Annotated in this window: 16 protein-coding genes; 12 read left to right on the top strand and 4 right to left on the bottom strand. The window is 68.3% G+C overall.

Features of this window, described 5'->3' with window-relative positions; all coding sequences use genetic code 11:
- Positions 1-163 precede the first annotated feature (163 nt).
- From ACWPKK_RS16500 to ACWPKK_RS16465, 8 genes are all read left to right on the top strand, one after another.
- Entirely contained in the window at positions 164-973 is an 810-nt protein-coding gene (locus ACWPKK_RS16500; protein ID WP_324867888.1) for an ABC transporter permease, read from the top strand.
- A gap of 96 nt (positions 974-1,069) precedes the next feature.
- Positions 1,070-2,086: an ABC transporter substrate-binding protein gene (locus ACWPKK_RS16495; RefSeq protein ID WP_452006141.1), complete on the top strand. Its 1,017-nt coding sequence runs from the start codon at positions 1,070-1,072 to the stop codon at positions 2,084-2,086.
- 51 nt (positions 2,087-2,137) lie between these two features.
- Positions 2,138-2,962: an ABC transporter ATP-binding protein gene (locus ACWPKK_RS16490; RefSeq protein ID WP_452006138.1), complete on the top strand. Its 825-nt coding sequence runs from the start codon at positions 2,138-2,140 to the stop codon at positions 2,960-2,962.
- A gap of 194 nt (positions 2,963-3,156) precedes the next feature.
- A complete protein-coding gene (locus ACWPKK_RS16485) occupies positions 3,157-4,512 on the top strand; it encodes a hypothetical protein (RefSeq protein ID WP_452006135.1) in 1,356 nt (451 codons plus the stop codon).
- The gene (locus tag ACWPKK_RS16480; RefSeq protein ID WP_452006132.1) at positions 4,509-5,660 is read left to right on the top strand and encodes a Gfo/Idh/MocA family protein; all 1,152 of its coding nucleotides are present in this window, start codon (positions 4,509-4,511) and stop codon (positions 5,658-5,660) included. The genes ACWPKK_RS16485 and ACWPKK_RS16480 overlap by 4 nt, the downstream gene beginning before the upstream one ends.
- Positions 5,661-5,819: 159 nt before the next feature.
- Positions 5,820-6,980 carry a dihydrodipicolinate synthase family protein gene (locus ACWPKK_RS16475; RefSeq protein ID WP_452006129.1) on the top strand — a complete coding sequence of 387 codons (1,161 nt, stop codon included), beginning with the start codon at positions 5,820-5,822 and terminating at the stop codon, positions 6,978-6,980.
- A 14-nt stretch (positions 6,981-6,994) separates the two neighbouring features.
- Positions 6,995-7,861: a sugar phosphate isomerase/epimerase family protein gene (locus ACWPKK_RS16470; protein WP_452006674.1), complete on the top strand. Its 867-nt coding sequence runs from the start codon at positions 6,995-6,997 to the stop codon at positions 7,859-7,861.
- A 70-nt stretch (positions 7,862-7,931) separates the two neighbouring features.
- Positions 7,932-8,621, top strand: a complete 690-nt coding sequence (locus tag ACWPKK_RS16465) for a TetR family transcriptional regulator (RefSeq protein ID WP_452006127.1) — start codon at positions 7,932-7,934, stop codon at positions 8,619-8,621.
- Here ACWPKK_RS16465 and ACWPKK_RS16460 read toward each other — a convergent pair.
- From ACWPKK_RS16460 to ACWPKK_RS16450, 3 genes are all read right to left on the bottom strand, one after another.
- On the bottom strand, positions 8,618-10,405 hold the full coding sequence (locus ACWPKK_RS16460) for an acyl-CoA dehydrogenase C-terminal domain-containing protein (protein ID WP_452006124.1): 1,788 nt from the start codon (positions 10,403-10,405) through the stop codon (positions 8,618-8,620). The two genes, ACWPKK_RS16465 and ACWPKK_RS16460, sit on opposite strands and share 4 nt — an antisense overlap.
- Positions 10,406-10,416: 11 nt before the next feature.
- Positions 10,417-12,723, bottom strand: coding sequence for a 3-hydroxyacyl-CoA dehydrogenase NAD-binding domain-containing protein (locus tag ACWPKK_RS16455; RefSeq protein WP_452006122.1), 2,307 nt, complete (start codon positions 12,721-12,723; stop codon positions 10,417-10,419).
- Positions 12,724-13,037: 314 nt separating this feature from the next.
- On the bottom strand, positions 13,038-14,579 hold the full coding sequence (locus tag ACWPKK_RS16450; protein WP_452006119.1) for a fatty acyl-CoA synthetase: 1,542 nt from the start codon (positions 14,577-14,579) through the stop codon (positions 13,038-13,040).
- Positions 14,580-14,799: 220 nt separating this feature from the next.
- On the opposite strand from ACWPKK_RS16450, the gene ACWPKK_RS16445 reads away from it, so the two are divergent.
- From ACWPKK_RS16445 to ACWPKK_RS16435, 3 genes are all read left to right on the top strand, one after another.
- On the top strand, positions 14,800-15,456 hold the full coding sequence (locus ACWPKK_RS16445) for a TetR/AcrR family transcriptional regulator (RefSeq protein WP_452006116.1): 657 nt from the start codon (positions 14,800-14,802) through the stop codon (positions 15,454-15,456).
- A 61-nt stretch (positions 15,457-15,517) separates the two neighbouring features.
- A complete protein-coding gene (locus ACWPKK_RS16440) occupies positions 15,518-16,450 on the top strand; it encodes a BKACE family enzyme (RefSeq protein ID WP_324867907.1) in 933 nt (310 codons plus the stop codon).
- A 36-nt stretch (positions 16,451-16,486) separates the two neighbouring features.
- Positions 16,487-17,704, top strand: coding sequence for an ABC transporter substrate-binding protein (locus ACWPKK_RS16435; RefSeq protein WP_452006113.1), 1,218 nt, complete (start codon positions 16,487-16,489; stop codon positions 17,702-17,704).
- Between the two features lie 191 nt (positions 17,705-17,895).
- On the opposite strand, the gene ACWPKK_RS16430 is transcribed toward ACWPKK_RS16435, so the two are convergent.
- On the bottom strand, positions 17,896-18,606 hold the full coding sequence (locus tag ACWPKK_RS16430) for a TetR/AcrR family transcriptional regulator (RefSeq protein ID WP_452006110.1): 711 nt from the start codon (positions 18,604-18,606) through the stop codon (positions 17,896-17,898).
- Positions 18,607-18,767: 161 nt separating this feature from the next.
- Here ACWPKK_RS16430 and ACWPKK_RS16425 point away from each other — a divergent pair, with 161 nt between their 5' ends.
- Positions 18,768-19,547 carry a glucose 1-dehydrogenase gene (locus ACWPKK_RS16425; RefSeq protein WP_452006108.1) on the top strand — a complete coding sequence of 260 codons (780 nt, stop codon included), beginning with the start codon at positions 18,768-18,770 and terminating at the stop codon, positions 19,545-19,547.
- The last annotated feature ends 3 nt before the right edge of the window (positions 19,548-19,550 follow it).

Below are 19,550 nucleotides of genomic sequence, written 5' to 3'. Positions count from 1 at the left end.
GCTGGCAAGCGCCGTCACGGGCGAACCGTCCGTGCACAAAACAGTTCGCTACCACCATTGTAAGCGTTGACCGGGAGGGCGGCGCGAGCGTACTTTTAACCAGCCGGTTAAAACACCGCGGCCGCTCCTTCGGCCGCCCGAGCCCGCCGGCCGGAGAAGACGCATGGAACGTCGCTCACGCTCGGGCGCAGCACTGCGCCTGCTCAATTCCGACTGGGTCCGCCCCATCCTGCTGATGGTCATCCTGCTGGTTCTGTGGGATCTGTCGGTCCGGCTGTTCGGCGTGCCCGCCTATCTGGTGCCGAAGCCCGGCGACGTCGTGCTGGCGATGATCGACGAATGGCCGCGGCTGCTGTCCGAATCCGTCCCGACCTTCACGGCGACGCTTGGCGGCTTCGCGCTTTCGGTTCTGTTCGGCATTCCCATCGCGATGCTGATCGCCGGATCGCGCACCGTGGAGGCCTATGTCTACCCGCTGCTGGTCTTTTCGCAGTCGATCCCTAAGGTCGCCATCGCGCCGCTGTTCGTGGTGTGGTTCGGCTTCGGCCTGATGCCGAAGGTGATCGCCGCTTTCCTGCTGGGCTTCTTCCCCGTCGTCGTCTCGGCGGTACAGGGCTTCAAGTCGGTGGATGGCGAGATGATGGACCTCGCCCGCTCGATGAAGGCGTCGCGGCTGCAGACCTTCCGGATGGTCAGCCTGCCGCATGCGCTGCCGGCGATCTTCGCGGGGCTGAAGGTCTCCATCACCCTGGCGGTGGTGGGGGCGGTGGTCGGCGAATTCGTCGGCTCCAACTCCGGCATCGGCTTCGTCCTGCAACGCTCCATCGGCAATTTCGAACTGCCCTTGATGTTCGCGGCGCTGACCGTGCTGGCATTGATGGGCGTGGTGCTGTTCTGGGTCATCGACGTGCTGGAACGCTTCGCCATCCCCTGGCACGCCAGCCAGCGCGACAAGTTCAGCCCCACCGCCTGACGTCATCCGAAAACTCAAATCACCGACAAGAACCCCGACGCCGCACAGCGCCGGCCGACGGGGCGATCCACCACCCATGGGAGGACACCGGTCGTGATGAAGAAAACCATCGTCGCGGCGCTCTGCGCCTTTGCCGCCTCCACTTTGCCGGCGCAGGCCGCCGACAAGGTGACGCTGATGCTGAACTGGTACGTCTATGGCGAACACGCCCCCTTCTATTACGGTAAGGACAAGGGCCTGTACGAGGCCGAGGGCATCGACCTCGAAATCCAGGAGGGCCGCGGGTCGGCGGTGACGACGCAGCTGGTCGCCAGCAAAGGCGTCACCTTCGGCTATGTCGACGTGCCGACCATGATCAAGGCGGCGATGAAGGGCGCGCCGGTGACCTCGCCGGGCGTGCTGTTGCAGACCAGCCCGATGTCGGCGATGGGCTTCACCGAGAAGAACATCCGCAAGCCCGAGGACATCAAGAACCGCATCGTCGCCATGACGCCGGGCGACAGCATGTCCCAAATCTGGCCGCTGTTCCTGAAGAAGACAGGCCTGAAGGAGCGTGATTTCGAGGTGGTGTCCGGCGATGCCCAGACCAAGCTGAACGCCGTCATCAACGGACAGGCCGATCTGCTGCTGGGCTATGTCATGGACCAGAGCATGAAGATCAAGGACGCCACCGGCAAGTCGGTGACGCCGATCCGCTTCGCCGATTACGGCGTCAACATGGTCTCGTCCGGCATCATCGCCAACACCGACACGCTGAAGGACAATCCCGACCTCGTCCGCCGCTTCATGGCCGCCTCCACCAAGGCGGTGGAGGAGGCGGAGAAGGCGCCGAAGGAGGCCGCGGCCGCCATCCTGAAGGCCAACCCCAAGGGCGGCAAGCCGGACACGCTGCAGGAAGGCTTCGAGCTGACCATCCCGCTCTACCGCACCAAGGAGACGCAGGGGATGCGGCCCTTCCAGGTCACCGACGCCAACATGAAGGAGACGGTGGACATGCTGGTCGAGTATGGCGGGCTGGACGCCTCGGCCAAGGAGAACCCCAAGCGCTTCTACACCCGCGAGTTCCTGCCGGCCGACCCCGCGGCGAAGGCGATGAACGCCGCCGCCAAATGACCTTCCGTTGAGTGACCGGCATTGGCCCCCGCAAGGCCCGACGAGGAGAGCATGGCACAGCCTCAGTTGAAACTGGTCGGCGAGGCGGAGACGCAGCGCCTGTCCGGCGCGCCGCTGATCCGCATCGACGGCGTGACCAAGACCTACCGCACCCGCGACGGCGAGGTGCCGTCGCTCCGCCCCATCACCTTCGACGTGCGGCCGGGCGAGTTCCTGGTGGTGGTCGGCCCGTCCGGCTGCGGCAAGTCCACCCTGCTGAAGATGCTGGCCGGGCTGCTGCCGGTCACCAGCGGCACCATCAGCATCGAAGGCGACGTGGTGACGGAGCCGCACGACGACACCGGCATCGTCTTCCAGAGCCCGACCCTTCTGGCTTGGCGGTCCGTGCTGCGCAACATCATGCTGCCGGTGGAAATCCGCCGCCTGCCGCGCGAACGCTACCTGGAGCGCGCGCATAAGCTGATCGGGATGACCGGGCTGACGGGGTTCGAGAACAAATACCCCTGGCAGCTGTCGGGCGGCATGCAGCAGCGCGCCGCGCTGTGCCGGGCGCTGGTGCATGACCCGAAGATCCTGCTGATGGACGAGCCGTTCGGTGCGCTCGACGCCATGACCAGGGAGCGGATGAACGTCGAGTTGCAGCGCATCCAGTTCGAGACCGGCAAGACGGTGATCCTGATCACCCACTCCATCCCCGAGGCGGTGTTCCTGGCCGACCGGGTGATGGTGATGTCGGAACGTCCCGGCACCATCGCCGCCACCTACGAGGTCCCGCTGCCGCGCCCGCGGACGCTGGACGTCATGGGCGACCCGGTCTTCATCCAGCTGACCCAGACCATCCGCAAGCATTTCGCTGCGCAGGGGCATCTGGATTAGGCACCGGACTGCGATTGCCCCCTCCCTAACCCTCCCCCGCTCTCGGCCGGCCGAAGGCCGGTCCGACCGCGGGGGAGGGAACTGCCGCCGCCTTGCGACCAACTCCCTCCCCTGCCCAGCGGGGGAGGGAAGGGGCCCATGCGCTAGCATGGGAAGGGTGGGGGCCAGTCACCATCACCACGAAAGACCATCCCATGCCCGCCCCCCGTCTCCGCATCCGCGCCATCGAGCTGTACGAGCGGCCCGTCCGTTTCGTGAAGCCGTTCCGCTTCGGCGCGGTGACGGTGGAGGCCGCCCCGCAGGCATTCGTCCGCGCTCTGGTCGCCGTCGAAGGGCAGGGCGAGGCCTGGGGCGCGACGGCCGAGATGATGATGCCGAAATGGTTCGACAAGCGCCCGGACCGCAGCCCGGCCGACACCGTGGACGGCTTGCGCCGCTCGCTGGTGGAGGCGCGGGAAGGGTATCTGGCGGATAGCCGGCTCGACACCGCCTTTGGCCATCACGCCGCTTTCACCCCGACGCTGGAACCGAAACTCGCCGCCGCCTTCGGCCCGGCGCAGATCGATAAGGCGGTGCTCGACGGGCTCCTGCGGGTGCTGAATCTCAATGCGTTCCAGGGGCTGGGCGCCAACGTCGCCGGGCTGGATGCGCGGCTGACGGCCGACCTCGGCGGTTTCGATCTCGACGACTTCCTGCGGAACCTCTCCCCGCTTGCCGAGGTGGAACTGCGTCACACTGTCGGCCTGCTCGACCAACCGGAAGACTTGGCAGGGCACACGCATCTGCACTGGTTCAAGATCAAGCTGGGCGGCGACGTGTCCGCCGATGTCGAGCGGCTCACCGAACTGGCCGGCGTGCTTGGGGGGGCGGTCCCCGGCTACCGCGCCACGCTGGACGGCAACGAGCAGTATCGCGACGCGGCCCACGTCGCGGAACTTCTCGACCGGATCGACGCTACCCCGGCGCTGGCGGGCTTCCGCAAGGCGCTGGCCTATCTGGAGCAGCCCATCGCGCGGGAGGCGGCGCTCGCGCGGCCGCTGGGCGCGGTGGCGGACCGCATCGCGGTCATCATCGACGAATCCGACGACGGCTATGACGCCTTCCCGCAAGCCCGCGCCATGGGCTATCGCGGCGTGTCGTCCAAATCCTGCAAGGGCCTCTACAAGGCGATGCTCAACCGCGCCCGCTGCACGGCGTGGGGGCCGCCGCACTTCATTTCCGCCGAGGATCTGACCTGTCAGGCCGGGTTGTCGGTGCAGCAGGACACTGCGCTCGTCGCCTTCCTCGGCATCCCGCATGCCGAACGCAACGGGCATCAGTATGGCGAGGGCTTCGGCAGTCCGAATGAGGCCGACGCCTTCCTCACAGCCCATCCCGGTTTCTACGAACGTCGCGCCGAGGGGACGGTCAGGCTCGCCACCGGCAGCGGACGGCTGCCGACGGCGCCGTTGTTCGGCCCTGGCTTCGCTCATATCGCCGACCCCGACTGGGCCGGCCTGTCCCCCCTTTCAGACCCGACATCAGCGCTTTCCGAAGGAGTTCCCCCATGAGCACCAAGCGCCTTGGCCTCATCATGCACGGCGTGACCGGGCGGATGGGCATGAACCAGCACCTGATCCGCTCGATCCTGGCGATCCGCGCCCAGGGCGGTGTGGCCCTGTCCGATGGCACGCGCGTCATGCCCGACCCGATCCTCGTCGGCCGCAATGCCGAGAAGATGCAGGAGCTGGCCCGCCGCCACGGCATCGAGCGGTGGAGCGACAATCTCGACGCCGCACTGGAAAACCGCGACGACGTGATCTTCTTCGACGCCGGCACCACCCAAATGCGGCCGACCCTGCTGGAAAAGGCGATCCGCGCCGGCAAGCATGTCTATTGCGAAAAGCCCATCGCCACCAACCTGGACGAGGCGTTGCGCGTCGTCCGGCTGGCGAACGAGGCCGGGGTGAAGAACGGCACGGTGCAGGACAAGCTGTTTCTGCCGGGGCTGGAAAAGCTGCGCATGCTGCGCGACAGCGGCTTCTTCGGCCGCATGCTGTCGGTGCGCGGGGAGTTCGGCTACTGGGTGTTCGAGGGCGATTGGCAGCCGGCGCAGCGTCCGTCCTGGAATTACCGCGAGGAGGATGGCGGCGGCATCATCCTCGACATGATCTGCCACTGGCGCTATGTGCTGGACAACCTGTTCGGGCAGGTCAAGAGCATCTCCTGCCTGGGCGCCACCCACATTCCCGAACGCTGGGACGAGACCGGCAAGCCCTACAAGGCCACCGCCGACGACGCCGCCTATGCGATGTTCGAACTGGAAGGCGGGGTGATCGCCACCATCAACTCCTCCTGGTGCACGCGGGTCTATCGCGACGATCTGGTGACCTTCCAGGTCGACGGCACCAACGGCTCGGCGGTAGCCGGCCTGACCGACTGCGTGATCCAGCCGCGCCAGGGCACGCCGCGCCCGGTGTGGAACCCCGACCAGAAGCAGACCATCGATTTCTACGACACTTGGCAGCCGGTGCCGGACAACGCCGTGTTCGACAACGGCTTCAAGGTGCAGTGGGAGTCCTTCATCCGCCATGTGGTGGAGGATGCGCCCTACAAGCACGGTCTGATCGAAGGCGCCAAGGGCGTCCAGTTGGTGGAATGCGCGCTGCAGAGCTGGCGCGAGCGCCGCTGGGTGGATGTGCCGGCGATCGGGGGGTGAGGCGTCGGCCGAGTTAGACCCCCACCCTAACCCTCCCCCGCTGGGCGGGGGAGGGGACTGCCGCTGCTCTCCCGAACAAGCGCCTGCTCCCTCCCTCGCCCAGCGGGGGAGGGTTGGGGTGGGGGCAAGTGGCGGTACCTTCAGTCAGGAATCCATCCCATGCCGACCATCCGCCTCCCCCGCCCCGACCGCAGCATCGAAAGCTACACGCTCGCCCCGCCGCGCGGCTTTCCCGCCCGCACCGAACGGCCGCTGACCCGCATCGCCTTCGCTGCCGCCCATATGGTCGCCGACCCCTTCGCCGACTGCGACCCGTGGCTGGCCCCGGCCATCGACTGGGACCGCACCATCGCCTTCCGTGAGCATCTGTGGGACCTCGGTCTCGGCGTCGCAGAGGCGATGGACACGGCGCAGCGGGGCATGGGGCTGGACTGGCCGACCTCGCTGGAGCTGATCCGCCGCTCGCTGTCGGCGGCCAAGGCGCGCGGCGGGGTGATTGCCTGCGGCGCCGGCACCGACCATCTGCCGCCGGAGAACGCCCGCGGCATCGACGACGTGATCCGCGCCTATGAGGAGCAGATCGATGCCATCGAGGCATTGGACGGCCGCATCATCCTGATGGCGTCGCGCGCGCTGGCCCGCGTCGCCAGGGGGCCGGAGGATTATGCCCGCGTCTATGGCCGCATCCTGTCGCAGGTGAAGCGGCCGGTGATCCTGCACTGGCTGGGCGACATGTTCGACCCGGCGCTGGCCGGCTATTGGGGCACCACCGACATCGACGGGGCGATGGACACGGCGCTGTCGATCATCGGCGACTTCGCGCCCAAGGTGGACGGCATCAAGATCTCGCTGCTCGACAAGGACAAGGAGATCGTCATGCGGCGGCGCCTCCCTGAGGGCGTGCGCATGTATACCGGTGACGACTTCAATTATGCGGAGCTGATCGCCGGCGACGGGCAGCATCATTCCGACGCGCTGCTCGGCATCTTCGACGCCATCGCGCCGGCCGCCGCGGCAGCTCTGGCCCATCTGGCCGACGGCGACGAGGCGGCGTTCCACGACATCCTGGCGCCCACCGTGCCGCTGTCGCGCCACATCTTCAAGGCGCCGACCCGCTTCTACAAGACCGGCGTCGTCTTCATGGCCTACCTGAACGGTCATCAGGACCATTTCACCATGGTCGGCGGGCAGGAGAGCACGCGCTCCACCCTGCATCTGGCCGAGCTGTTCCGGCTGGCCGACCGGGCCGGACTGCTGTCCGATCCCGACCGGGCGGCGCGGCGGATGGCGGCGGTGCTGGCGGTGCGGGGGATCGCCTGATGCAGGATTTCATGATGCGCGACTTTTCCGGAGATCACCGCTGGCTGTCGATCAACACCGCCACCGTCCGCAAGCAAGGCAACTTGGTGGAGATCCTCGATGCCTGCACCCGCCGCGGCATTCGCGCCGTCTCGCCGTGGCGCGATCAGGTCGCGGCGGTCGGGCTGGACGCCGCGGTGCGGGCGGTGCGCAACGGAGAACTGGCGCTGTCAGGCTATTGCCGCGGCGGCATGTTCCCGGCCGACCCGTCCAAGGCGGCGGAGGTCCGCGACGACAACCGTCGCGCGGTGGACGAGGCGGCGGCGCTGGGAGCGGTGTGCCTCGTGCTGGTGGTCGGCGGACTGCCGCAATATTCCCGCCCCGGATCGCCGCCCAGCAAGGACATCGCGCTGGCCCGCTCGCAGGTGGAGGACGGCATCGCCGAACTGCTGGACTACGCCCGCAAGGCCGGCATGCCGCTGGCGATCGAGCCGCTGCACCCGATGTATGCCGCCGACCGCGCCTGCGTGAACACGATGGCCCAGGCGCTCGACCTCTGCGACCGGCTGGACCCGGCGCGGACCGGGGCGCTTGGGGTGGCGGTCGACGTCTATCACGTCTGGTGGGATCCGCAGCTGGAGGCGCAGATCCGCCGCGCCGGCAAGGAGAGGCTGCTGGCCTTCCATGTCTGCGACTGGCTGGTGCCGACGACCGACCTGCTGCTCGACCGCGGCATGATGGGCGACGGCGTCATCGACATCCCGCGCATCCGCGGCTGGGTGGAGGAGTGCGGCTTCGCCGGCTGGTCGGAGGTGGAGATCTTCTCGCAAGCCAACTGGTGGGAACGGCCGATGGGCGAGGTGCTGGACACCTGCATCGACCGGCACCGCAGCGTGGTTTGAATTCGCCGGCCGACGCTCTACCATCGGGGAAGACCGCCCCCTACCCGTACCGCAGGAGCCGGCTTCCCGCATGGACGCCCTGACCGACGCACCCGAACCGGTGCCGCCCGCACCGACGCCGAGCAAAGCTGCCGCGCCGGCCAAGGCGACACGTGACCCGGAAGGGACGCGGGCCCGCATCATGGCCGCCGCGACGGAGGAGTTCGCGCGCTACGGTCTGGGCGGCGCCCGCATCGACCGCATCGCCGAGCAGGCGGGCACCAACAAGCGCATGCTCTACTACCATGTCGGCAACAAGGAGGAGCTGTATCTGGCGGTCCTCGAAGGCGCCTACGCCCATATCCGCGCCACCGAACGCACGCTGAACCTGGAGATGCTGGACCCGCCTGACGCCATCGCGCGGCTGATCGGGTTCACCTGGCAGTATTTCATCGACCATCCCGAATTCATGGCCCTGCTGAACATCGAGAACCTGCACAAGGCGGAGCTTCTGAAGGGCTCGGCCCATGTCCAGTCGATGCATTCGCCCTTCGTCCAGATGATTGCCGACGTGCTGGCGCGCGGGGTGGAGCAGGGGGTGTTCAGGGCCGGGGTGGATGCGGTGCAGCTCTACATCTCCATCGCGGGACTGTCCTATTTCTACCTGTCCAACGTCCACACCCTGTCCGTCATCTTCGGCCGCGACCTGCTGGCCGAGCCGGCGCGGGAGGAGCGGCTCGCCCATATGGTGGAACTGGTCCTGAAGGCTTTGCGGGCCTAACCTTCCAAGCCGGTCAGGTCGGCCGGCAGGCCGGGATCGAACAGGCTGTCGTGGCCGCTGCGGATGCGCAGGTCCAGCGCTACGGTCTCGGGCAGCAAGTGGTTAGCGAAGACGCGGGCGAGGCCGATCCGTCCATCCAGATAAGCCTCGTCATACCCCTCCGGCCGCCGTGCCGCCGCCGTCGCCATCAGCCCCCACATCCAGCCATAGGTCACCAGCGCCATCAGCCTCAGCGTGTCGGTCGCCGCCGCCGCCGGGGCGAGGGGGCTTTGCGCTCCCGCCTCCGCCAGCCACGCGACCACCCCGCGCAGCCGCTCCGCCGCGTCGCGCAGCGGGCCGGCGAAGTCGCGGGTGAGCGGTTCGGCGGCCAGATCCCTTGCCGCCGCGTCGATTGCCGCGAACAGGCGGGCGACCGGCCGGCCGCCGTTCAGCGTCAGCTTGCGCTGCACGAGGTCGAGCGCCTGGACGCCGTTGGTCCCCTCATAGATCTGCGTCGCGCGCACGTCGCGGACCAACTGCTCGACCCCGTTGTCGCGGATATAGCCGTGGCCGCCCATGACCTGCTGGGCCAACACCGCCGCCTCGAAGCCGAAGTCGGTGCCGGCCGCCTTGATGACCGGGGTCAGCAGGGCCGCCCAATCCTCCGCCTCCTCCCTCACGGCGGGATCGGTAGCATGATGGGCGCGGTCCATCCACAGCGCGGTCCAGGCGGCCAGCGCCCGCCCGGCGTCGGTCAGCGCGCGGGCGGTCAGCACCATCCGCCGCACGTCGGGAAGGTGGATGATCGCATCCGCCGGCCGGTCGGGGCTGCGCGGCCCGTCGGGCGCCCGGCCCTGTTCGCGCTCGCGCGCGTAGGCCAGGGCGGACTGTGCGGCGCATTCGCCGACGCCGATGCCCTGGATGCCGACGAACAGCCGCTCGTGGTTCATCATGGTGAACATGGCCGGCAGGCCCCGGTGCGGCTGCCCCACCATCCAGCCCACCGCCCCCTCGTAGGACACCACGCAGGTGGGCGAGGCGTGGAGCCCCATCTTCTGTTCCGACGACAGCACGGTCCAGCCGTTGCGGGAGCCGTCCGGCAGCAGCTTCGGCACCAGGAACAGGCTGATGCCGCGCGTGCCCGCGGGCGCATCGGGCAGGCGCGCCAGCACCAGATGGACGAGGTTGTCGGTCAGGTCGTGGTCGGCCGACGAGATGAACATCTTCTGGCCGGTCACGCGATGGCTGCCGTCATCGGCCGGCTCCGCCCGCGTGCGCAGCAGGCCGAGGTCGGTGCCGGCATGCGGCTCGGTCAGGGCCATGGCGCCGGTCCAGTCGCCGGAGATCATCCGCGGCAGATAGGTGTCCTTCAGCGCGTCGCCGGCATGCGCCGCGATGGCGCGGATGGCGCCCTGGGTCAGGCCGGGCACGATGCTGAAAGCGAGGTTGGCGCCGCACACCATCTCCGTCACCAGCGTGTCGAGCAGCGCCGGCATGCCCTGTCCGCCATAGGCGGGATCGCCGGCCAGCCCATTCCAGCCGCCCTCGCGCCAAGCACGGTAGGCGTCGGCGAACCCGGCCGGCATGCGGACGCCGTTCGCCTCGACGCGCACCCCCTCCTCGTCGCCGGAGCGGTTGAGGGGGAACAGGACCTCCGCGGCGATGCGCCCGGCCTGGGCGAGAACGTCGTCGAACAGCTCGCCCGACATCTCCTCCCACCCCGATTCCGCCAGCACGGCGGGGGCATGGAGCACCTCATGGACCAGGAAGCGCATGGATTGAAGCGGCGGCTGATACACGGCCATGATTGTGCTCCTCAATTCCGCAGTGGCTTGCCGGTGTCCAGCATGTGCCGGATGCGGGCGCGGGTCGCCGGTTCCCGGATCAGGGCGGACAGGGCCTCCTGTTCCAGCGCGGCGAGCGTGTCCTCGTCGACGGAAGTCCGCGGCCCGGCCCCAGGTCCGCCGCAGCACACGCCGGCCAGCCAGTCCGCGACCAGCTCGTCATGGGCGCTGGCCCGCCCGTCCTGCCGCCAGCCCCGGACGATGGCCTGCAACGCCTGCCGCCCCGCCGGACCCGGCAGGGCGACGGAGCCCACACCGGGCGGGCGGTAGCCCTCGGCCAGCGCCAGAGCCTTCGACTTGGCATCGCCGAGCAGCCGGTCGCGGCCCATGGTGATGCCGTCTTCCGGCCGCAGATAGCCGAGCGCCCGCGCCTCCAGCGCCGAGCCGGTGATGCGCGCCCCGGCGATGGTCCCGAAAGCCGCCTGAGACGTTCCCTCCGGACCGGCGGGCCGGTCGGTCCTTCGGCCCCAGCGCAGCAGCAGTTCCGCCGTGCCGCGCCAGCCCGGAATGATGCCGACCTTCAACTCGACCAGCCCGATGTAGGTCTCGGCATGGGCCTGGATGGCGTCGCAATGCAGCAGCACCTCGCAGCCGCCGCCGACCGCCAGCCCGGCCGGCGCGCCGATCACCGGGATGGCGGCATGCTTCAGCGCGCGGAAGGCCGCCTGCCCCTGCTCCACGAAGCGTTCCAGGGCGGCGAAGTCCTCCGCTTCCAGCCGCTCGACGAAATAGCCGAGATTGGCTCCGGCGGAAAAGGCGCGCGGATTGTCGTTGTAGAGGACGAGGGCGCGGAACTCCGCCGGCACCCGCTCCGCCGCCTCCGCGACCATGGCGAGGATGCCCTGGTCGATGGCGTTCATCTTGGTGTGGAATTCCAGGCAGGCGACGCCGTCGCCCAGGTCCCAGACCGAGGCCGACCCGTTGCCGGTGAAGCGCGGTCCGCGCTCCTTCACCTCGGCAAGGTCGAGCACGCCCGGTGGCCGGCGGACGGGCGTCCAGGCGCCAACGGTGCTGCGGGTCTCCCGCCCCGTGGCGGTGCGGCGGTAGAAGCCGCCCTCAGCCGCGGCGGCGGCGAGCAGCGGCGGCACCTCGCGTCCCTCCGCCGCCAGCCGGTCGGCAATGGTGGCGCAGCCGACCCGGTCGGCCAGCGCGAACGGCCCCTCGGCCCAGCCATAGCCGAGCCGCATGGCGGTGTCGATGGCCGCCACGTCGTCGGCGATCTCCCCGGCCACGGCGGCGGTGTAGGCGATGCTGTTGGACAAAACCGCCCAGGCATAGCGTCCGGCCGCATCCTCCTGCCGGATCAGCGCCGCCGGATCGCGGTTGGCCGCAACGTCGGCCTGCGGACGGTACTCCCCGGTGGCGAGGTCCAGCGCCTCGCGTGCCTTGCCGCCGGGGGCGAGGCGGTAGAAGCCGCCCTTGGCCTTGCGGCCGATCCGCCCTTCCGCGATCAGGCGGCGGATCAGCGGCTCGGCGGCCAGGTCGTGGCGGTGGTGGGCATCCTCGGGCGGCAGGGCGCCCAGCAGGCTGCCCCACACCAGCGGCACCAGATCGATGCCGACGAGATCCAGCAGCCCGAAGATCCCCGTGCGCGGCACGCCGAAGGGCGCACCGGCCACCGTGTCCGCCTGCTCCACCGTCAGGCCGTGGCGCAGCGCCTCGATGGCAGCGACCGACATCCAGTAACAGCCCAGCCGGTTGGCGATGAAGGCCGGCGTGTCGCGGCAGTCCACCACGGTCTTGCCCAGCACCGTCTCCGCAGCCTCGCGGACCAGGGCGACGGTCTCCGCCGCGGTGCAGGGGCCGGCGACCAGCTCCATCAGCCGCATGTGGCGCGGCGGGTTGAAGAAATGGGTGATGACGAAGTCGCGGCGGAAGGCCTCCGACGCCCCTTCCGTCAGCTGCGCCAGCGGGATGGTGGAGGTGTTGGACGACACCACCGCCCCCGGCTTGCGCAGGGCGTCGAGCCGGGCGAACAGCCGGCGCTTGACCGACAGATCCTCCACCACCGCCTCGACGATCCAATCGGCGTCGGCGACGGCAGCCAGATCGTCCTCGATGCAGCCGACGCCGACCAGCGCCGCGGCGGACGGGCCCATGAAGCCCTGCGCCTTCACCTGCCGCTCCACCCCGGCGCGGGCCGGGGCGGAATGGTCGCCGTCAGGCCCGGCGATATCGAGCAGCAGCACCGGCACGCCGCCATTGGCGAACTGCGCGGCGATGCCCGATCCCATGGACCCGGCGCCGATCACCGCGACCTTGCGGATTGCCCTTTCCATCACGCGCCCTCCGGGAGAATGGCGGGCAAGCGGGTGCGGCCCGCGACGAAGGCGTGGTTCATCGCATTCGTTCCTTGAGTACGGGTGGTCGGTTCGGGCTATCGCGTTTGAAACTTGAACAGCAACGCATCTGGATCGGATGCCCTTCTCCCCTTGTGGGGCGGGATCGGCCAAACGCCAACGGCGTTTTGCCGACCCGCGGGTTGGGATGAGGGGTGCTGCCGGCCAAAGGCTGGAGGGAATCAGGCTTGCGCCCCCTCACCCCAACCCCTCTCCCGCAAGGGGAGAGGGGCTGTATCCGTCGGAAATGAGGCTCAGGCGCTGTAGGACTTGCGCAGTTCGCGCTTCAGCAGCTTGCCGGCGGTGTTGCGGGGCAGGGTGTCGAGGAACTCGATCCGCTTGGGCACCTTGAAGTGGGCCAGATGCTGGCGGACATGGGCGACCAGCTCCTCCTCCGTCGCGGTCTGGCCGTCGCGCAGCACGACGAAGGCGCTGATCGCCTCGATCCATTTCGGATCGGGCAGGGCGACCACCGCCACCTCCGCCACTGCCGGGTGGGTGTAGATCGCCTCCTCAACCTCGCGGCTGGCGACCAGGACGCCGCCTGTGTTGATGACGTCCTTGATGCGGTCAACGATATAGAGATAGCCCTCCTCGTCGAAATAGCCGACGTCACCGGAATGGAACCAGCCGCCGGTGAAGGCCTCCGCCGTTTCCTGCTCCTTGCCCCAATAGCCGACCATCAGCTGGGGGGAACGGTGGACGATCTCGCCATGGGTGCCCGGGGCCAAGTCGTTCATGTCGGGATCGACGACCCGCGTCTCGACATTCAGCACCGGACGCCCGGCGGAGGCGGGGCGCGCCTCATGCTCCTCCGGCCGCAGGACGGTGGCGAGCGGCCCGATCTCGCTCTGGCCATAGCAGTTGAAGGCCTGGGCGTTAGGCAGCCGCTGGCGCAGCTCCTGCAGAACCGGCACCGGCATGATCGACGCGCCGTAATAGAGCTTGCGCAGCGATGACAGGTCGTGCGCGTCGAAATCGGCATGACGCAGCAGCCCGACCCAGACCGTCGGCGGCGCGAAGAAGGAGGTGATGCCGTGGCGCTCGATCAGCTCCAGGCAGCGCTTCAGCGCCGGGGCCTGGATCAGCCGCGTCGTCGCCCCGATCAGAAGCTGCGGCATGACGAACACATGCATCTGCGCCGAATGGTAGAGCGGCAGGGCGGCCAGCGAGCGGTCGTCCTGGTCGAGGCGGCAGCTGTAGATGCAGCTCTGATACTCCGCCAGCAGCGCGCCGTGCGTCATCATCGCGCCCTTCGGCGCCGCCGTGGTGCCGGAGGTGTAGAGAAGCTGCGCCACGTCGTCGGCGCGAACCGCCGTATCGACCTCTGCCGGGGCCGTTTCGTCGAGCGCCACCGCCAGGATGTCCAGGCCATCGCCGCCGTCCGTCAGCGTGCCGAACCGCTCCACCCGGCCGGCGGCACGTACGCCCTCAAGGTTGGCGGCGAGGTCGGGGTCGTGCAGCACCATGCGGGCGCCCGACTGCTCGACGATGTAGGACAGCTCCTCTCCCAACAGGGCGTAGTTGATCGGCACATGGATGAAGCCGCCGATGGCGCAGCCGAGCCAAGCAATCACATAGGCGTCGGAGTTGCGGCCATAGGCCGCCACCCGGTCGCCGGGGCGCATGCCCAAATCCCCCAGCCGCCGGGCCACCCGCAGCGCCGCAAGATGCAGGCCGGAAAAGCTCCAGTCCCGCTCCTCGTAGGTCAGGGCGGTCCGCGTGGCGTTGCGCCGGGCGCTGCGGGCGAGTGCCGCGCCGATGCTGTCGGTCCGGGCCAGGGCAATGCTGTCCATGCGTTCCTCCTCCCTCGATGTTTGCGCCCTCAACATACTTGTTGGAAGGCATGTTACTTGCGAGTAGGATGAGGCAGATTGATGCGCTGGTCAACAGTATGTGTAGTGATCAATCGGCTGCTGCGGCTATCGCTGTCGCTGCCGTCGGGGCGATGGACGGAAGCGGAGGGGAATGCAAAGTCTGGGGGATGAGCGCGTGCCGGAACGGAGTGATGACGCGATGCAGGATTCTTTGGACAGCGAATCGCCATGGAAGGCGTCATCCGACCGCCAGACGGAGCGGGAGGCGAAGCGCGTCGCCGTGCTGCGGACGGCGGCGCGGGCCTTCAACGAGATGGGCTATCACAACACCTCGCTGGACGACATCGCGCGGCGTCTGAACGTCACCAAGCCGACCATCTACTATTACGTCCGGAACAAGGAGGAGATCCTGTTCGAGTGCGTGCGAATCGGGCTGGAGATGCTCGACGAGGCCTCGAACGACGTGATCGGCCATGACGGCAGCGCCTATGAGGAGCTGATCGCGGTGATGCGCAAATACGCCGAGATCGTCACCATGGACTTCGGCATGTGCGTGATCCGCGTCGGCGAGGAACCGCTGACGGAGGAAAGCCGCCGCACGCTGCGGTCCCTGAAGCGCAGCATCGACCGCAAGTTCCGCCGCCTGATCGAACGCGGCATCGCCGAAGGCTGCATCGCCCCCTGCGATCCCAAGATCGCCGCCTTCACCGTGGCGGGTGCCCTGAGCTGGATCGGTCGCTGGTACCAGCCGAACGGCGGCCTCAGCGCCCACGACATCGCCGCCCAGTGCATCGACCTGCTGATGAACGGCCTGGGTAAGAGCGGAGCATCCGGGGCCGTGCGCCCGCCGGCCTGACGCGGCCCGACCTGACCCCGACCGGCCTCGACATCACGAAAAAAGAGGGAGGAGACACCTGATGAAGCGCGCCGACAAGGTCATCATCACCTGCGCGGTGACCGGTTCGATCCACACGCCGACCATGTCGCCCCATCTGCCGGTCACGCCGGACGAGATCGCCCGCGACGCCGTGGCGGCGGCGGAGGCCGGTGCGGCGATGCTCCACCTGCACGCCCGCGATCCGGACACCGGCAAGCCCTCGCCCTCGCCGGACCTGTTCATGGAGTTCCTGCCGCGCATCAAGCAGCAGACCGCCGCCATCCTGAACATCACCACCGGCGGCGGGCTGGGCATGACGCTGGACGAGCGGCTTGCCGCGGCCAAGCGGGCGCAGCCGGAAGTGGCGTCGATGAACATGGGGTCGATGAACTTCAACATCTCCGGCGCCGCGGCGAAGTTCGACAGTTTCAAGCACGACTGGGAGAAGCCCTATCTGGAGTCGACCACCGACTTCATCCTGTCCAACACCTTCGCCCAGATCGAGCGCGGCATGCGCGAACTGGGCGACGTCGGCACCCGGTTCGAGTTCGAGTGCTACGACGTCGGCCATCTCTACACTCTCGCGCATTTCGCCGACCGCGGCATCGTCAAGCCGCCCTTCTTCACGCAATGCATCTTCGGCATTCTCGGCGGCATCGGCCCGGATCCGGAAAACCTGATGCACATGAAGGCAACGGCCGACCGGCTGTTCGGCAACGACTATTACCTGTCGGTGCTGGCCGCCGGGCGCCACCAGATGTCCTTCGTCACGCTGAGCGCCATTCTCGGCGGCAACGTCCGCGTCGGGCTGGAGGACAGCCTCTATGCCGGCCGCGGCAAGCTGGCGACCTCCAACGCCGAACAGGTCGCCAAAATCCGCCGCATCCTCGAAGAGTTGAGCCTGGAGATCGCCACGCCGGAGGAGGCGCGGGCGATGCTGCAGACCAAGGGCGGCGACAACGTCGCCTTCTGACCGTCCAAAAAACAAACCAACAGGGAGGAAACATCCATGAAACGCTGGATTTTGGCCGCCGGTGTCTGTTCCGCCGCGCTGATCGCCGGGGCCACTCAAGCCTCGGCCCAAGCTCAGATCTCCGACGGCAAGGTCAAGATCGCCGTTCTGAACGACATGACCGGCGTCTATGCCGACCCGACCGGCATGGGCTCGGTCGAGGCGGTGCGCATGGCGGTGGAGGAGATGGGCGGCAAGGTCGCCGGCAAGCCGGTGGAGGTGATCTTCGCCGACCACCAGAACAAGCCGGACATCGGCGCGTCGCTGGTCAACAAGTGGATCGACACCGAGCAGGTGGACGTGATCGTCGACGTCCCCACCTCCTCCGTCGCGCTGGCGGTGCAGGACATCACCAAGCGCAAGAACCGCATCTTCCTGATCTCCGGCGGCGGTGCGGCACAGCTGACCGGTGAGGCCTGTTCGCCGACCACCGCGCACTGGACCTACGACACCTATGCGCTGGCCCAGGGCATGGGCAAGGCGGGTGCCAAGATCCTGGGCGACAGCTGGCACTTCCTGACCGTCGATTACGCCTTCGGCCATGCGCTGGAGCAGTCGCTGACGGAGGTGCTGAAGGCCAACGGCGCCAAGGTCACCGGCTCCGTCCGGCATCCGCTGAACACGGCCGACTTCTCCTCCTACCTGCTGCAGGCGCAGGGGTCGGGGGCGAAGGTCATCGCGCTCGCCAATGCCGGCGGCGACACCGCCAACTCGATCAAGCAGGCGCAGGAGTTCGGCCTGCCGCAGGGCGGGCAGACCTTGGCGAGCCTGCTGATGTTCCCCACCGACGTGCATTCCCTGGGTCTCAAGGCGGCGCAGGGGCTGGTGCTGATGGATGGCTGGAATGCCGACCGCGACGACGATGCCCGCGCCTTCGCCAAGGCCTATATGGCCAAGACCGGCAAGATGCCCAGCATGATCCAGACCGGCAGCTATTCCGCCGTGCGCCATTACCTGAAGGCCATCGAGGCCGCCGGCACCGACGAGGCCAAGGCGGTGATGGTGAAGATGCGCGAGACGCCGGTGAACGACGCCTTCGCCAAGGGCGGCAAGCTGCGCGCCGACGGCCGCATGGTCCACGACATGTACCTGATGCAGGTGAAGACCCCGGCCGAATCCAAGGGGCCGTGGGACTATTACAAGGTGCTGACCACCATTCCCGGCGACGAGGCCTACCGGCCCATGGACAAGGGCGGCTGTCCGCTGGTGAAGTAGTCCGATGCCGGTACTGTCGCGTTTCAGGTCCGAGCAGCCACATCCCGTTACGAATGCCCTTCTCCCCTTGCGGGAGAAGGGTTGGGATGAGGGGTAACTGCCGAAGGCAGTCGGTTTCATAAGTTTGCACCCCTCACCCCAACCCCTCTCCCGCGAGGGGAGAGGGGCTTTGGCTGGGCGACATCTTAGGATCAGCGCCCCGCCGCCTGCATCGTCCTCAGCCCCACCGCCGCCTCGACGAAGGCGATCAACTGCTCGGCGTAGAGGTCGGGGGTGACGCCGCGGCGGCGGTGTTTGGCGCGCTTCACGTACCAGTCCTGCAGCATCGGCTTGATCAGCACCGCGGCCATCGTCACGTCCGGCACCGCGAACAGCCCGCGGGCGACGCCGTCGGCCAGCGCGTCGGCGATCATCGATTCCGTCATCATCTCGCTGCTGACGGCCAGTTCGCGACCTTCCTTCGGGAAAGCCTTCGCCTCCATGTAGGCGAAGACGAACCAGGGGTGCATCGCCTCGGTCAGATAAAGGTGCGTTTCCAACAGCCAGCGCAGCCGGCCTGCGGGATCCATCGCGAGTGCCTCCGGCGGCCGGCCCAGCACCTCCTCCACCACGCCGACGACCTGGCCCAGGATCATCATCAGCAGCGTGTCCTTGCTGTCGAAATAGGCGTAGAGCGCACCCATGCTGAGCCCCGACTGTTCGGTCAGGTCGCGCAGGCTCGTGGAATGGAAGCCCTTGCGGTTCGCCAGCGTCAGCGTCGTCTCCACGATCCGCGCGAGGTTGGCGATGGCGACCGCCGGCTTCTTCACCCGGATGGTCGCGGCATGGCGTTCCAGGATGCGGGCGCACAGCGCTTCCATCGACAGATCGTGCCGGGCCTGGAACTCCTGAAAGCTGCTCATGCGGTCGGGTCCTATTGTTCGTGACGCCAAACGTTCTTGCACAGGATGGGCGTCGGAGATATAAAGCGAGCGCTCGCTCGTTTTTTCAAGAGCGCTGTTCGGTGCGCCTGCCGCGGCGCCCACGAAGAAATCCCAACCACGGCCCAACCACGGGAGGAAGCATGAGCTTCACCATCGACCTGACCGGCAGGACGGCGCTGGTCACCGGCGCGTCGAGCGGCCTGGGCCGCCATTTCGCCGGGGTCCTGGCGAAGGCGGGCGCCCGTGTGGCGCTGGCCGCCCGGCGCACCGACGCGCTGGCCGAGACGAAGGCCGCAATCGAGGCGGCCGGCGGCACCGCCCTGGTCGTCGCGATGGACGTCACCGATGCCGGCTCCGTCTCGGCGGCGGTCGGGCAGGCCTGGGACGGGCTCGGCCGCATCGACATCCTGGTCAACAATGCCGGCGTGACCGCCACGCGCCCCTTCCTCGACATGAGCGAGGAGGAGTGGGACCGGGTGATCGACACCAACCTGACCGGCTGCGCCCGCGTCGCCCGCGAAGTGGCGCGGCGCATGCGCGACGACGCGCAGGGCGGCGGGCGGGGCGGGGCGATCGTCAACATCGCGTCGATCCTCGGCATGCGGGTTGCCGGCCAAGTATCGTCCTACATCGCCGCCAAGGGCGGTCTGGTGCATCTGACCAAGGCGATGGCGCTGGAACTGGCCCGCTACGACATCCGCGTCAATGCGCTGTGCCCCGGCTACGTCGAAACCGAACTGAACGCCGAATTCTTCGCCAGCGATGCCGGTAAGGCGCTGGTCAAGCGCATCCCGCAGCGCCGCCTCGGCCGGCTGGCCGATCTGGACGGCCCGCTGCTGCTGCTGGCGTCGGACGCCGGCGCCTACATGACCGGATCGGTTCTCGCCGTCGACGGCGGCCATCTGGTGTCCTCCCTGTAAAGA

The organism is Azospirillum largimobile, from assembly GCF_977007025.2.
The sequence above is the reverse complement of the archived record's forward strand: the minus strand, read 5'-3'. Positions and strand labels throughout refer to the sequence as shown.